This window comes from Mesorhizobium sp. M7A.F.Ca.CA.001.04.2.1, from assembly GCF_003998485.1.
Lineage (GTDB): Bacteria > Pseudomonadota > Alphaproteobacteria > Rhizobiales > Rhizobiaceae > Mesorhizobium > Mesorhizobium ciceri.
In genome coordinates, this window is sequence record NZ_RZQT01000154.1 from 1 (window position 1) to 12858 (window position 12858).

At 61.9% G+C, this 12858-nt stretch carries 15 protein-coding genes; 12 read left to right on the forward strand and 3 right to left on the reverse strand.

Annotated elements, in window-relative coordinates:
- Positions 1 to 1078 (reverse strand): trimethylamine methyltransferase family protein (locus tag EN955_RS30055; RefSeq protein ID WP_127223505.1); only part of this gene is annotated, 1078 nt, incomplete at its 3' end.
- A gap of 272 nt (positions 1079 to 1350) precedes the next feature.
- Here EN955_RS30055 and EN955_RS30060 point away from each other — a divergent pair.
- Complete coding sequence (locus EN955_RS30060; protein ID WP_013531175.1) at positions 1351 to 2049, forward strand: cobalamin-binding protein; 699 nt, start codon at positions 1351 to 1353, stop codon at positions 2047 to 2049.
- Positions 2050 to 2137: 88 nt separating this feature from the next.
- Here EN955_RS30060 and EN955_RS35980 read toward each other — a convergent pair whose 3' ends face one another.
- The gene (locus EN955_RS35980; RefSeq protein ID WP_318011966.1) at positions 2138 to 2356 is read right to left on the reverse strand and encodes a hypothetical protein; all 219 of its coding nucleotides are present in this window, start codon (positions 2354 to 2356) and stop codon (positions 2138 to 2140) included.
- Between EN955_RS35980 and EN955_RS30070 the strand changes: the two genes are divergently transcribed.
- The 10 genes from EN955_RS30070 (at position 2342) to EN955_RS30115 (ending at position 11453) form a co-directional block, all read left to right on the forward strand.
- Positions 2342 to 2971 (forward strand): DUF1638 domain-containing protein, encoded by a 630-nt coding sequence (locus EN955_RS30070; RefSeq protein WP_013531173.1) that lies wholly within the window; start codon positions 2342 to 2344, stop codon positions 2969 to 2971. The two genes, EN955_RS35980 and EN955_RS30070, sit on opposite strands and share 15 nt — an antisense overlap.
- Before the next feature lie 104 nt (positions 2972 to 3075).
- Positions 3076 to 3651, forward strand: coding sequence for a DUF4893 domain-containing protein (locus EN955_RS30075; protein ID WP_013531172.1), 576 nt, complete (start codon positions 3076 to 3078; stop codon positions 3649 to 3651).
- Between the two features lie 93 nt (positions 3652 to 3744).
- On the forward strand, positions 3745 to 4527 hold the full coding sequence (locus tag EN955_RS30080; protein WP_024501312.1) for a formyl transferase: 783 nt from the start codon (positions 3745 to 3747) through the stop codon (positions 4525 to 4527).
- Between the two features lie 204 nt (positions 4528 to 4731).
- A complete protein-coding gene (locus tag EN955_RS30085) occupies positions 4732 to 5034 on the forward strand; it encodes a virulence factor (protein ID WP_013531170.1) in 303 nt (100 codons plus the stop codon).
- Positions 5027 to 5653, forward strand: a complete 627-nt coding sequence (locus EN955_RS30090; protein WP_013531169.1) for a methylenetetrahydrofolate reductase C-terminal domain-containing protein — start codon at positions 5027 to 5029, stop codon at positions 5651 to 5653. Before EN955_RS30085 ends, EN955_RS30090 begins: the two co-directional genes overlap by 8 nt.
- Positions 5650 to 6741 carry a methylenetetrahydrofolate reductase gene (locus tag EN955_RS30095; protein ID WP_013531168.1) on the forward strand — a complete coding sequence of 364 codons (1092 nt, stop codon included), beginning with the start codon at positions 5650 to 5652 and terminating at the stop codon, positions 6739 to 6741. Before EN955_RS30090 ends, EN955_RS30095 begins: the two co-directional genes overlap by 4 nt.
- Positions 6742 to 6822: 81 nt before the next feature.
- The gene (locus tag EN955_RS30100) at positions 6823 to 7797 is read left to right on the forward strand and encodes a methyltetrahydrofolate cobalamin methyltransferase (protein WP_024501313.1); all 975 of its coding nucleotides are present in this window, start codon (positions 6823 to 6825) and stop codon (positions 7795 to 7797) included.
- On the forward strand, positions 7748 to 9901 hold the full coding sequence (locus tag EN955_RS30105) for an ASKHA domain-containing protein (RefSeq protein ID WP_032898565.1): 2154 nt from the start codon (positions 7748 to 7750) through the stop codon (positions 9899 to 9901). Before EN955_RS30100 ends, EN955_RS30105 begins: the two co-directional genes overlap by 50 nt.
- Positions 9902 to 10093: 192 nt before the next feature.
- Positions 10094 to 10273 (forward strand): hypothetical protein, encoded by a 180-nt coding sequence (locus EN955_RS30110; RefSeq protein WP_338103557.1) that lies wholly within the window; start codon positions 10094 to 10096, stop codon positions 10271 to 10273.
- 232 nt (positions 10274 to 10505) lie between these two features.
- Entirely contained in the window at positions 10506 to 11453 is a 948-nt protein-coding gene (locus tag EN955_RS30115; protein WP_024501316.1) for an alpha/beta hydrolase, read from the forward strand.
- Positions 11454 to 11480: 27 nt separating this feature from the next.
- On the opposite strand, the gene EN955_RS30120 is transcribed toward EN955_RS30115, so the two are convergent.
- Positions 11481 to 12380, reverse strand: coding sequence for a LysR substrate-binding domain-containing protein (locus EN955_RS30120; protein WP_013531163.1), 900 nt, complete (start codon positions 12378 to 12380; stop codon positions 11481 to 11483).
- A 221-nt stretch (positions 12381 to 12601) separates the two neighbouring features.
- Between EN955_RS30120 and EN955_RS30125 the strand changes: the two genes are divergently transcribed.
- Positions 12602 to 12787 carry a hypothetical protein gene (locus tag EN955_RS30125; RefSeq protein WP_013531162.1) on the forward strand — a complete coding sequence of 62 codons (186 nt, stop codon included), beginning with the start codon at positions 12602 to 12604 and terminating at the stop codon, positions 12785 to 12787.
- The last annotated feature ends 71 nt before the right edge of the window (positions 12788 to 12858 follow it).

Here is a 12858-nt window from a genome sequence, read left to right on the forward strand (position 1 = left end):
GGCCAGGCGCGCCGGTGCGGAACGGCAGGCCGAGACGGCGCGCCAGCTGTGCGGCGCCATAAGACACCAGCGACGGCTCCGGCGTGCCGAAGGTCGGCGCCCCGGACTGCATCGAGATCGACGAGGCGAAGGTGCCGAACAGCACCGGCGCGCCTGGCCGGATGAGCTGCGTGAACGACGCGCCGGCCAGCACTTCGGCCAGAACCTGCGTCAGCGTGCCGGCAACCGTCACCGGGCTCATCGCGCCGGCGAGGATGAACGGCGTGACGATGCAGGCCTGGTTGTGGCGCGCATAGACCTTCAGCGCACCGAGCATGGTCTCGTCGAACACCATCGGCGAGTTGGCGTTGATCAGGCTGGTCAGCACCGTGTTGTTCTCGACGAAATCGTCGCCGAACACGATCTTGGCCATGGCGACGGTGTCCTCGGCGCGTTCCGGCGCGGTCACCGAGCCCATGAACGGCTTATCGGAATATTTGATGTGGCTGTAGATCATGTCGAGGTGGCGCTTGTTGACCGGCACATCGACCGGCTCGCATACCGTGCCGCCCGAATGGTGGATCGACGGCGCCATATAGGCGAGCTTAACGAAATTCTGGAAATCCTCGATCGTCGCGTAGCGCCTGACACCGTCGAGGTCACGCACGAAGGGCGGGCCATAGACCGGCGCGAACACGGTGGCATTGCCACCGATCTGCACCGAACGCTCGGAATTGCGGGCGTGCTGGGTGTAGACGGACGGTGCGGTCTTGAGCAGCGAACGGCACAGCCCCTTCGGGAAATGCACGCGCTCGCCCTTGACGTCGGCGCCGGCCTCTTTCCACAGTTGCAGCGCTTCTGCATCGTCGCGGAAGATGATGCCGATCTCCTCGAGCACCGTGTCGGTGTTCTTCTCGATCAGCGCCAGGCCTTCCTCGTCCAGCACCTCGTAAACGTTGATCTTGCGCTTGATGTAGGTGAGCTGCGTGCCCGGGCCTCCGCCCGAACGCGCGGCCCGCCGGGCAGCAGCCCCGCCGCTGGCGCCGCGCCCACGTCGCGCGTTTGACGCTTCCTGATCGACTGCCGCGTGTTCGCTCATGGTGTTCTTCCCTGAATCTGTTCTTGTCTGGAATCCATAGCGGCTGCTCTCGCCGCTTCTTGCCAGATCGTAGCCATGCACCCTATTCGAAACGGCCCGCCAGCGCCAACGCCTGTCGCAAAATCGACAAGAATTCCAAGAGAGTTACGGTCGCTTTCCTTTTGCGGGAAGTCGCAAATCAGCTATGGATACATGCCCTCAGCGGGTTAGGTATGAACGCGAAGATATGTGCCTTGCGACATGGTCGCGATGCCGGCAGGAGCTCGATACAAATGTCCGACGACGAGATCATCCTTTCCGAACTTTCCGACGACGAGTTGGTGCAGCAGATGCACGACGATCTCTATGACGGGCTGAAGGAAGAGATCGAAGAAGGCACCAACATCCTGCTCGAGCGCGGCTGGGCGCCTTACAAGGTGCTGACCGAGGCGCTGGTCGAAGGCATGCGCATCGTCGGCGAGGATTTTCGCGACGGCATCCTGTTCGTGCCGGAAGTGCTGCTTTCCGCCAATGCGATGAAGGCGGGCATGTTCATCCTGCGCCCGCTGCTCGCCGCCACCGGCGCGCCCAAGCAAGGCAAGATGGTCATCGGCACCGTCAAGGGCGACATCCACGATATCGGCAAGAACCTTGTCGGCATGATGATGGAGGGCGCTGGCTTCGACGTCATCGATCTCGGCATCAACAATGCGGTCGAGAAATATCTCGATGCGATCGAACAGCACCAGCCCGACATCATCGGCATGTCGGCCCTGCTGACCACGACCATGCCCTATATGAAGGTCGTCATCGATACGATGAAGGAAAAAGGCATCCGCGACGATTATGTCGTGCTGGTCGGCGGCGCACCGCTGAACGAGGAATTCGGCAAGGCCGTCGGCGCCGATGCCTATTGCCGCGACGCGGCGGTGGCGGTCGAGACCGCGAAGGACTTCATGAAGCGCAAGCACAATGTGCGCGCTTCGGCCTGATTGGCCCATTCGGCCCGGACGACAGGAGAAGCCGCGCCCTTGCAGCGCGGCTTTTTTGTTACCAGATGATGAGGTGGCCGCGTGCGGATCAGGGCTTGGTGACGGTGTCCTCGACCGCCTTGGCCGTCGATTTGACATCCCTGCCGACGCCACGGACGGTGTTCGCGCAGGCCGCAAGGGCCAAGGCGCAGGCCAGGATGGCAATCGGCGTGATGCGTAGCAGTTTCATGGACGGTGTCTCCCTCAACAGATAAATTAGCGCCACAACAACGAAGGCCGCTCGACTGGTTCCATGGCCAAGACGCAAAAAACGAAACCGAATCAAGACGACAGGCTGCTCGTCATCGCCTGCGGGATGATTGCGCGCGAAGTTCTGGCCGTCAAGGAACAGCTCGGGCTGGATCACCTCGACCTGACCTGCCTGCCGGCGGAATTCCATTTCTACCCGGACCGCATCGCACCGGCCATGGACAAGGCGATCGAGAAAGCCAAGACGGAAGGCTACAGCAACATCTTCGTCGGCTATGCCGATTGCGGCACCGGCGGTCTGCTCGACCGCATCTGCGAGAAGCATGGCGTCGAGCGCATGGCCGGCCCGCATTGCTTCGCCTTCTACCAGGGCATGGAGGCCTATGCGAAAGTCGCAGACGACGACATGATGTCGTTCTACATGACCGACTTCCTCTGCCGGCAGTTCGACGCTTTCTTCATGAAACCGCTCGGCCTCGACAAGCACCCGGAGTTGATCAAGGACTATTTCGGCAATTATGAGAAGCTGATCTACCTCGCCCAGACCAACGATCCGGAACTCGACAAGGTCGCCGAAAAAGCCGCCAGAATGCTCGGTCTCGTCTATGAACGCCGCGCCACCGGTTATGGCGACCTGACGGCCGGGATGGCGCAGGCGGCTGCAGGCGCCTGAAGCAATTCTTGCCCCGCGATGACTCAAGGCTAGATGACAGGCCGCCGTGGACGGGTAAGGTGTGCGCCACAAGCAAACAGACTGCCAGCCATGGAAACGCACTGATGACCCCTCGCCTCTTGATAGCTGCACTCGGCCTCCTCTGTTTGGCCCTGCCCGCCCATGCCGACGGCGAGATACAGAAACTCATCACCCCGGCCGACAAGACGCGGCTCGACAAATATGGCGAGACCCGCAAGGCAGCCCTTGCCGAGGCGAAGACAGGCAACCCGGCCGAGGTCAAGCAACTCGATGCCCTGTTGGCAAAGCCGCTGGTGGCCTTTTCCGACAAGGACCTGACCGGCAACTGGCAGTGCCGCACCATCAAGGCCGGCGGACCTTTGCCGCTCGTCATCTATGGCTGGTTCAAGTGCAAGGTGACCGATGACGGTTCCGGCTGGCGGCTGGAGAAGATCAGCGGCTCGCAGCGCACCAGGGGCCGTTTCTTCGACGATGGCGAGAAACGCGCGATCTATCTCGGCTCCTTCTATGTCAACAGCGATCCGGCAAAGCCCTATGGCAGCGGTCCGCAAACCGACCAGGTCGGCTACGCCTTCCGCAACAGCGCCAAGGAATGGCGCATCGAATTTCCGGCGCCCTACTATGAATCGAAGCTCGATATCATCGAATTCAAGCGCTGACTGTGTATCGAAGAGCTGATCACCAAGGATTAACCCGGACACCCTAGCATCCCGTCTATTGTCGAGAACGGTTGCTTGGAGGGGACAAGATCCATGGCAGCATCAGAATCCAATACGCGTCCGATCGTGGTCGTCACCGGAGGCGGCCAGCATGTCTGGGCTATGATCAATGCAATCGCCGACCGCGTAGGTCCTGTCAGCGTCGTCCTCGAAACGCCTGAATCCAAAAAGCAATTGCTGCGTGGCCGGGCTCGCCGCCAAGGCTGGATCTCCGCCATCGGCCAGCTTGGCACGATGGTACTGAGTAGGTTGGGCAAGCGATTCCTGGCCGGCCATAGCGCGCGACTGATTGCCGAGGAGAAGCTGGAGGTTGAGCCGCGACCAGGCCAGGAGATCATCCAGGTAGCCTCGGCCAATGGGCTTGAGTGCCTGCAGGCGATCCAGAAGATCCGGCCAGGCGTTGTGCTGCTCAACGGTTGCCGACTAATCTCGGCTGAGATGCTGAGCAAAATGCCCTGCCCGGTGCTCAACTACCATGCGGGCATCACGCCGAAATATCGCGGCATGAATGGCGGCTATTGGGCTCTGGTATCAGGCGATGCGGAGAATTTCGGCACGACTGTCCACCTCGTCGACGCTGGCGTCGACACTGGTGGCGTGCTGAAGCAGGCGCGCGGCAGATCGAAAAAAGGCGACACCATCTCAAGTCACGCGCTACGCCAGACGGCGTTCTCGCGCGACATCTGCGTCGAGGCTGTCAGCGATGCACTGGCTGGAAAACTCACGACGATCGATCCCGGCCTGCCTTCGAAACTCTGGTATCATCCGACGATCTGGTTCTACGTCTGGACGGGCCTCAGAACTGGCATCTGGTAGCGCGTTTTTCGTCCTGGACGGCATACTGCGCGCCAGCGTTTCCGACGCGCTGGACCGGGCGCCGGCACACGCCGCAAACGAATAAACCCACCTTTCATTTTACGACATCGAAATGCGTCGCTTTTGAATGCGCGCGCGTCGTCCCATAACAAGCGGCACCACTGCGCTTGCGGCAATGCTCGATAGTTCGAGGAGTGAGAATTCATGGCCGATCTGATCGTCGTCTACTGGCGCGACATCCCTGCCCAGGTGATCGTCAAGAAGGGCCGGCAGAACGCCAAGCGCGAACTGCCGCTGCGCTTTACCGAGGCGATCGACATGTGCGCCATGCGCACCGGCGCCGGCGGTACAGACGACTATCTGGCCGAATGGCGCAAAGCCGATCCCATTCCGGTCGGCGACGACCTCGAAGCCGAAGTCGAGAAGGCATTCAACGACATCGACACGAGATATGACCGCGAGCGGCTGGTCGCTCTGGTCAAGGCGGGCGGCAAAGAAAATGTCTGAAACCATTCCTGCCAAGGAGAGGCCGGCTGTTACCCAGGCCACTCTGGTCAAGAAGGCAGCGCCGAAATCCGACTACAAGCCGGCCGACGTATCGCCGCAGCGGCGCGTGCAGCGTTCCTTCGCGGTCAGATTATGGTCTGTGCGGCACTCGCGATTACTCGAATGGTTCTACGCCAAATTCGCCGACATGTTCCTGCTCCTCCATCCCTTATGGAAAGGCATAGGCTATGGCCGTGTCGAAGGGCCGATCAAATTTGTCGAGAAGCGCGTCAAGGGCTTCATGTTCGACTGCCGCATGTGCGGCCAGTGCATCTTGTCCTCGACAGGCATGTCGTGTCCGATGAACTGCCCCAAGCAATTGCGCAACGGCCCTTGCGGCGGTGTCCGCGCCAACGGCAATTGCGAGGTCGAGCCCGATATGCCCTGCGTCTGGGTCAAGGCCTGGGAAGGCTCGCAGAACATGGTGCACAGCGACAGAATCCTGACCGTGCAGAAGCCGGTTGACCAGTCGCTGCGTGAAACCTCGGCCTGGCTGCGGGTGACCGCTCAGGCGGCCACCGCGCGCGAAGCCGCCGCTGCCGCCAAGAATGAGGCGGCCAGCACCGGGGCGTCGGCATGATCGGCCGCCAGCGCGACGAAAACCCGGCCGGCATCCACCTGCCGCTCGAACCCCTGCCCGGCCACACCTCGCGCGGTCGGCTGGAGCGCGTACTGCGGCGCGGCGAGTTCGCTGTGACGACGGAACTCAACCCGCCCGACAGCGCCGATCCGGAAGACGTCTACAACAGGGCGAAAATCTTCGACGGCTGGGTCGACGCCATCAACGCCGTCGATGCATCGGGCGCCAACTGCCACATGTCCTCGGTCGGCATCTGCGCACTTTTGACCCGCATGGGCTATGCGCCGATCATGCAGATCGCCTGCCGCGACAAGAACCGCATCGCCATCCAGGGCGACGTGCTGGGCGGGGCTGCGATGGGCGTCGCCAACATGCTGTGCCTGACAGGTGACGGCGTCCAGGCCGGAGACCAGCCCGGCGCCAAACCGGTGTTCGACCTCGACTGCATGTCGCTCCTGGAAACCTGCCGCATCATGCGCGACAACGGCAAGTTCCTGTCCGGCCGCAAGCTGACGACGCCGCCGCAGCTTTTCCTGGGCGCTGCGATCAATCCGTTCGCGCCGCCGATCGACTTCCGCCCGCATCGGTTGGGCAAGAAAATCGCCGCCGGCGCGCAATTCGTACAGAGTCAGTATTGCTTCGACGTGCCCATGTTCCGCACCTACATGCAAAAGGTGCGCGACCTCGGCTATACCGAAAAATGCTTCATCCTGGTTGGCGTCGGGCCGCTCGCCTCGGCCAAGACGGCCAAGTGGATCCGCTCGAACGTGCCGGGCATCCATATTCCCGATTCTGTCATCAAGCGGCTGGAAGGCGCCCAGGACCAGAAAAAGGAAGGCAAGCAGCTCTGCATCGACATCATCAACGAGGTGAAGGAAATATCAGGTGTTTCCGGCGTTCACGTGATGGCCTACCGACAGGAAGAATATGTTGCCGAGATCGTCGATGAATCGGGCGTGCTGAAGGGCCGCCAGCCATGGAAACGTGAGATCCGCCGCGACGATCAGCTTGTCGCCGACCGGCTCGACAGCATCTTGCACGACGACATTACCGAAACGCAGGTGGACATGGTGAAGACCGCGCACTGACGGCGCGGACGGTCACCCATTCGCTTGAACGAAACCAGACAACGATATAAAGAAATCTTTATATCACGGCGGAGAGAATTTATGACCCGTACCATCGTCGCTTCGGCGACACGAGAAATCATCATCGGCTTCGACCAGCCGTTCTGCGTGATCGGCGAACGCATCAACCCGACCGGCCGCAAGAAGCTGGCCGCCGAGATGATCGCGGGCAATTTCGGGACCGTCATCAGGGACGCATTGGAGCAGGCAGCCTGTGGCGCCACCATGCTCGACGTCAATGCCGGCGTCACCTCGGTCAATCCGAACGAGACCGAACCCGGCCTTTTGGTGCAGACGCTGGAGATCGTGCAGGGGCTGGTCGACCTGCCGCTGTCGATCGACAGTTCCGTCACCGCCGCGATCGAAGCCGCACTCAAGGTTGCCAAGGGCCGCCCGCTGGTCAACTCCGTCACCGGCGAGGAAGAAAAGCTCGAAGCCATCCTGCCGCTGGTCAAGAAGTACAACGTGCCGGTCGTCGCCATCTCCAACGACGAAACCGGCATTTCGATGGACCCGGACGTGCGTTTCGCCGTCGCCAAGAAGATCGTCGAGCGCTGCGCCGATTTCGGCATTCCGGCGCATGACGTCGTCGTCGACCCGCTGGTGATGCCGATCGGCGCGCTGGGCGATGCCGGCCGCCAGGTCTTCGCGCTGCTGCGTCGTCTGCGTGAAGAACTCAAGGTCAACACCACCTGCGGCCTGTCCAACATCTCTTTCGGCCTGCCGCATCGCCACGGCATCAACGCCGCCTTCATCCCGATGGTGATCGGCGCCGGCATGACCTCGGCCATCATGAACCCGGTGCGCCCGCAGGAAATGGAAGCCGTGCGCGGCGCCAATGTGCTGAACGGCACCGACGAGAACTGCACCAACTGGATCCGCACCTACAAGGATTACAAGCCGGCCGAAGGCGGCCAGGCCGTTGCCGCCCCGACGCAAGTCAATGCGCCGGGCGACGGCGCCGGCAATGGCGGTCGCCGCCGTGGCGGCCGTGAAGCCCGGATGGGCCGAGGATAAGCGCGCAATCGTGAATTTACCTGCAAACATCACCGACCCGCTCGTGCTGTTCATGCCGTCGGGCAAGCGCGGGCGGTTTCCTGTCGGCACCCCGGTGCTCGATGCCGCGCGCCAGCTCGGCGTCTATGTCGAAAGTGTGTGCGGCGGACGCGCCACTTGCGGGCGTTGCCAGATCGAAGTGCAGGAAGGCAATTTCGCCAAGCACAAGATCACCTCCTCCAACGACCACATCACGCCCAAGGGCGCCAAGGAAGAGCGCTATGAGCGCGTCCGCGGCCTACCCGAACGGCGTCGCCTCTCCTGCTCGGCACAAATCCTCGGCGACCTCGTCATCGACGTGCCGCAGGATACGGTCATCAACGCGCAGACCATCCGCAAGGATGCCGACACCAGGGTCATCGCCCGCGATGCGGCGATCCGCATGTGCTATGTCGAGATCGAAGAACCCGACATGCACAAGCCGCTTGGTGATCTCGACCGGCTGAAGATCGCGCTGATGCACGATTGGGGTTTGAAAAGCCTCGATTTCGATTTTTATCTGCTGCCGCAGGTGCAAGGCATCCTGCGCAAGGGCAACTGGACCGCGACCGCCGCCATCTACAAGGATGCCGACTCTGAGACAGCGCGCGTCGTAGCACTTTGGCCCGGCCTCAAGAACGAAGCCTATGGGCTGGCCTGCGATATCGGCTCGACCACCATCGCCATGCATCTGGTGTCGCTGCTGTCGGGCCGCGTCGCCGCCTCGTCGGGCACCTCGAACCCGCAGATCCGCTTCGGCGAGGATCTGATGAGCCGCGTCTCCTATGTGATGATGAACCCGGACGGCCGCGAGGGCATGACGGTCGCCGTGCGTGAGGCCATTTCGGGTCTCGTCGACAAGGTCTGCGCCGAAGGCAATGTCCAGCGCAACGACATCCTGGACAGCGTCTTCGTTGGCAATCCGATCATGCACCATCTGTTCCTCGGCATCGATCCGACCGAGCTTGGCGGTGCCCCCTTCGCGCTCGCCGTTTCGGGCGCGGTGCACATCAAGGCATCCGACATCGGCCTCAAGCTCAACCAGGGCGCCAGGCTCTATATGCTGCCTTGCATCGCCGGCCATGTCGGTGCGGATGCGGCGGCAGTGACGCTGTCGGAAGGCCCGCATCGCCAGGACGAGATGATGCTGATCGTCGATGTCGGCACCAATGCCGAGATCGTGCTCGGCAATCGCCAGCGGGTGGTTGCGGCCTCCTCGCCCACCGGCCCTGCCTTCGAGGGCGCCGAAATCTCCGGCGGCCAGCGAGCAGCGCCCGGCGCCATCGAGCGCGTGCGCATCGATCCCGATACGCTTGAACCAAAATACCGCGTCATCGGCTCTGAACTGTGGTCCGACGAGCCGGGCTTCCTGGAAAGCGTCCAGGCGACCGGCGTCACCGGCATCTGCGGCTCCGGCATCATCGAAGTGGTGGCGGAGATGTATCTCGCCGGCATCATTTCCGAGGACGGCGTCATCGACGGCGGGCTTTCGGCGCGCTCGCCACGCGTTACGGCCAACGGCCGCACCTTCTCCTATGTGCTGAAGGACGGCTCCGCCGCATTGACGGAAGATGGGCCGAAGATCACCATCACCCAGACCGATGTGCGCGCCATCCAGCTTGCCAAGGCAGCGCTTTATGCCGGCACCAAACTGTTGATGGAAAAGCAGAACACCGAGCATGTCGACCGCATCCATTTCGCCGGCGCCTTCGGCTCCTTCATCGATCCGAAATACGCCATGGTGCTGGGCCTGATCCCGGATTGCGACCTCGACAAGGTCTCGGCGGTCGGCAACGCCGCCGGTGCCGGCGCGCGCATGGCGCTGCTCAATCGCGGCTACCGCCGCGAGATCGAGGACACGGTCAGCAAGATCGAGAAGATCGAGACGGCGCTGGAACCGAAATTCCAGGAGCATTTCGTCTACGCCATGGCGCTGCCCAACAAGGTCGATCCGTTCCCGAAACTGTCGGCAGCGGTGAAACTGCCGCCGCGCAAGACGGTCAGCGAGGATGGCGTTGCCGGCGACGCCGCTCCGCGCCGGCGTTCGCGCGAAGGCCACGAGGGGCGGAGGCGTGGAAGGGAATAAGCGGCCCGCCCCCGCCAACACCTTTCGAAACTCATTTGCATGCAAATGTTTCCGGATCGTCTGATCCGGAAACCAAAACGCTGTTTTCGTGAAATTCGCCAGATACATGGCAGGCGCATTCAACCGGCATCGAACGGCAGGCAGGAAATATCTTTCAGCCGCTGCAACGCTCCAGGGGAGACAACGATGTCAATGCTCGAAAGCCTGAGCCGCTATGGCACCGCCATCAGACAAGCCCATGACCGCAGCAAGGCGCGGCGCCTGCTGAACAGCCTGCCGCCCGAAATCCAGAAGGACATCGGCTGGCCGGTGTCGCCGCGATCCAGTGAAAGGGCATCCCTCAGCAACGCTATCTGGAGCGCCGTGCGCTGATGACCTTCGCCGACAAATGCAAATTGCTCGGCATGCGCCGGGGACCTCGCATGTCCCCGGCGACCACCAGCAACCGGCTGCGAGCCGCACTTTTACCGCGTCGCTGACCACTGCGGCGCGGATCAAACCGCCGTGTAGACGCGGGCGCAAATCTTGACATTTTCAGCCACGGCACAATCTTTCGATTTAGGGGGTTCTCTTAGTCGGCTTTGGCCGAAGTTCGTGTATTCGCATGCCAAGTTTGAAAAGCCATGTCGTGTCTTTTGTTTTGCGGCACAGCCGTAAGCAGGCATTTGCCAGTCCGGAAAATCTGCAGCGCTGGATCGCAGCCGCGCGCAAGACCGAGAACCACCGGCCGCCCGCCTCGCTACACCAGCGTCTCGATATCGAGATGCATACGGTCGGTGGCTTCCCCGTATACGAAATCCCACCCAAGTCCGGCGAACAGAAGCGGATTCTCTACTTGCACGGCGGCGCCTATGTCTTTGAAATCACGCCCTATCATTGGCACCTGATTGCCGACATGGCGGATCGGTTGGGCTACGCAATCACGGTGCCGATCTATCCAATCGCCCCCGAACATGATTTCCACGCCATGTTCGGAATGGTTGGCGATGTTTACCGGCAGATGCTCGCCGAGACGGAGGCCGAGGACATCGTCTTCATGGGCGATTCCGCCGGCGGCAACATGGCTGTGGTGCTGACCATGATGGCCGCCGAAGAAGGACTGTCCCTGCCGTCACGACATGTGCTCATTTCGCCGGGTCTCGACGTGTCGCTCACCAATCCCGCAGTGTTCGAGGCGGAACGCAACGACCCTTGGCTGGGCATAGCTGGCGGACGAGAGGCGATTCGTCTGTACAGTGCCGGCATCGATCCCAGCGACTGGCATATCAGCCCGGTCTATGGAGACCTGTCAGTGCTGCCAAGAACACTGCTTTTGACTGGCTCGCGCGATCTTTTGACGCCCGACAATCTGATCTTCGCGGAAAAAGCCCGCGCCGCCGGCGTTGAAATCGATCTTGTCTATGAGGAAGGCATGTTCCACGTCTGGCCGCTGATCGACATGCCGGAGGCCCGGCGCGCCCGCGAGCGCATCGTCGAATTTCTCGGGGAGAGCCGGATCGTGCAAGACACGAGACTAAGGCCTGAACAGCGCCCCGCCGAAGCGGCGGAGTAGCTCTATATTGTCGTCCTTACCAGCCGGTCAGAACTTGCCGGTTTCCCGGAACACTTCGAAGGTCGCGCGGATGTGGTCGGCGACGGCCTTGACCGGCGCGCTGGCGTCCGGCGCCACCACCATCGCCAGATTGTAGGTGCCGATGTCGGGCATGCCGTCCTTCGGGCAGAGTTCGACCATGTCGTTGCCGAGAAACGACTTCGGCAGCGGCGCCACGGCGAGATCGGACATGATCGCGGCGCGCTGGCCGGCCGTGTGCGCGCTCATATAGGCGATGCGGTAGTTGCGGCCCTCGCGGCCAAGCGCATCGAGCGCTCCGGCGCGCCAGGCGCAGCCCTCTTCCCAAAGCGACACCGGCAAGGGCTCGCGCAAATGCGCGCAGCCACCCTTGGCGCCGGCCCAGACAATCGGCTCGGTCAGCAGCACCTCGGCGCCGAGCGCGCTGGTCTTGTAGGAATTGGTCAGCAGCGTGATGTCGAGCGCCCGGTCGTCCATGCGCCGGCGCAGATTGCTGCTCTGGTCGATGGTGACGTCGACGGCGATCGACGGATGCGACTGCGCGAAACGCTTCAGCACATGCGGCAGCACGCGCTCGCCGTAATCGTCCGGCGAACCAAGCCGCACGACACCGACAATCTCGGGAATGATGAACTTCGACACCACCTCGCGGTTGATCGACAGCAGCCGGCGGGCATAGCCGAGCAGCATCTCGCCGTCCGTGGTCAGCGACACCGAGCGGGCGTCGCGCGCGAACACGGAGCGGCCGAGAATGTCCTCCAGCTTCTTGATCTGCATGGAGACGGCCGACGGCGTGCGAAAGACGGCATTGGCGGCGGTGGTGAAGCTGCCGGTCTCGGCAATCGCCACGAAAGTGCGCAAAACGTCGAGATCGAGCAGTGGCAGCGGATGATTGAGCGGGGCGTTCATGGCAACCGACCTTCAATTTTTCTGATACAAAACATCATTCCATTTCGTTTGATTGAACATCAGATTGGGAGGATAGTCAACTCCATCGAATGAGGCAGCTGCCACAAGCAGACATGAAACGACCCCGACACAGACCTGCATTCGACACGAAATGAAGTTGAAACAAACCCGACGTAACCAACGCGCTGTCTGGCACCCGCCAGCCACCAAAGGAGAAAGAAATGTCTATCCTGTCGTCTCTTGGTCGCATCGCGACCGAATTCAGCGCGGCACGCGCCCGCTACCAGACCGAGCGCGCCATCCGTTCCTTGCCGATCGAACTGCAGAAGGATATCGGCTGGCCTGAGGCTTCCGACACCAAGACCGGTACTCGCAATGGCATCGGATCCTGGGCTGGAGCAAAGTAGATCGTGTGTACTATGTGCTGAAGGCCTGCCGCGCGAACCGCCCGGCAGGCCTTCTCTATTTTATTTGTATT

Excerpts from the sequence above, each read along its gene's own strand:
- EN955_RS30060 (WP_013531175.1), top strand. The coding sequence starts at position 1,351 with ATGTCCGACGACGAGATCATCCTTTCCGAACTTTCCGACGACGAGTTG.
- EN955_RS30070 (WP_013531173.1), top strand. The coding sequence starts at position 2,342 with ATGGCCAAGACGCAAAAAACGAAACCGAATCAAGACGACAGGCTGCTC.
- EN955_RS30075 (WP_013531172.1), top strand. The coding sequence starts at position 3,076 with ATGACCCCTCGCCTCTTGATAGCTGCACTCGGCCTCCTCTGTTTGGCC.
- EN955_RS30080 (WP_024501312.1), top strand. The coding sequence starts at position 3,745 with ATGGCAGCATCAGAATCCAATACGCGTCCGATCGTGGTCGTCACCGGA.
- EN955_RS30085 (WP_013531170.1), top strand. The coding sequence starts at position 4,732 with ATGGCCGATCTGATCGTCGTCTACTGGCGCGACATCCCTGCCCAGGTG.
- EN955_RS30090 (WP_013531169.1), top strand. The coding sequence starts at position 5,027 with ATGTCTGAAACCATTCCTGCCAAGGAGAGGCCGGCTGTTACCCAGGCC.
- EN955_RS30095 (WP_013531168.1), top strand. The coding sequence starts at position 5,650 with ATGATCGGCCGCCAGCGCGACGAAAACCCGGCCGGCATCCACCTGCCG.
- EN955_RS30100 (WP_024501313.1), top strand. The coding sequence starts at position 6,823 with ATGACCCGTACCATCGTCGCTTCGGCGACACGAGAAATCATCATCGGC.
- EN955_RS30105 (WP_032898565.1), top strand. The coding sequence starts at position 7,748 with ATGGCGGTCGCCGCCGTGGCGGCCGTGAAGCCCGGATGGGCCGAGGAT.
- EN955_RS30110 (WP_338103557.1), top strand. The coding sequence starts at position 10,094 with ATGCTCGAAAGCCTGAGCCGCTATGGCACCGCCATCAGACAAGCCCAT.
- EN955_RS30115 (WP_024501316.1), top strand. The coding sequence starts at position 10,506 with ATGCCAAGTTTGAAAAGCCATGTCGTGTCTTTTGTTTTGCGGCACAGC.
- EN955_RS30120 (WP_013531163.1), bottom strand. The coding sequence starts at position 12,380 with ATGAACGCCCCGCTCAATCATCCGCTGCCACTGCTCGATCTCGACGTT.
- EN955_RS30125 (WP_013531162.1), top strand. The coding sequence starts at position 12,602 with ATGTCTATCCTGTCGTCTCTTGGTCGCATCGCGACCGAATTCAGCGCG.